2 protein-coding genes are annotated in these 601 nt (G+C 69.7%); both read left to right on the top strand.

The window, feature by feature from the left end:
- The coding region (locus MBTS_RS23185) for a UDP-N-acetylglucosamine--N-acetylmuramyl-(pentapeptide) pyrophosphoryl-undecaprenol N-acetylglucosamine transferase (protein WP_280529968.1) at positions 1 to 338 on the top strand (338 nt) is incomplete at its 5' end.
- Positions 339 to 393: 55 nt separating this feature from the next.
- Positions 394 to 601 (top strand): Mur ligase domain-containing protein (locus MBTS_RS23180; RefSeq protein ID WP_244973633.1); only part of this gene is annotated, 208 nt, incomplete at its 3' end.

The following is a 601-nucleotide window of genomic DNA, read 5'->3' as shown; positions in this document are numbered from 1 at the left end:
CCGCCCGCATGGCCCGTAGCCATCTGGTCATCGGACGCTCCGGCGCCTCCACCGTGTCGGAACTCGCCGCCATGGGCCGGCCGTCGATCCTGGTGCCGTTGCCCGGCGCCCTCGACCAGGACCAGGCCGCCAATGCCGCGACCCTCGCCGGCATCGGCGCCGCGCTCGCCATCCAGCAGAGCGCCTTCACCCCCGACCGCCTCACGGCCGAGCTCCTCGACCTCTTCACCCATCCGGCAAAATTGACCGAAGCGGCCGCAGCCGCCAAAAGCGCGGGCATCCACGATGCCGCCGAGCGGTTGGCCGATGTCGTCCTCGAGACGGCGGCCCGCACCTGATTCCGAGCCGGGGCGCCCTCACGCGCTCCGCGACACGACGAGACTGGTTCACACCATGAAGCTGCCCGACAAGCTCGGCCCCATCCATTTCATCGGCATCGGCGGCATCGGCATGTCCGGCATCGCCGAGGTCATGTCGAACCTTGGCTATACCGTCCAGGGGTCGGACGCCAACGACAACGCCAACGTCCGGCGCCTGGCCGAGAAGGGCATGAAGACCTTCATCGGGCACGCCGCGCAGAACGTCGAGGAGGCCGCCCTCG

It is taken from the genome of Methylobacterium bullatum (assembly GCF_014845095.1).
Classification (GTDB): Bacteria; Pseudomonadota; Alphaproteobacteria; order Rhizobiales; family Beijerinckiaceae; genus Methylobacterium; species Methylobacterium bullatum.
Note: the sequence above shows the minus strand (reverse complement) of the source record. Positions and strands in the feature narration are given on the sequence as shown.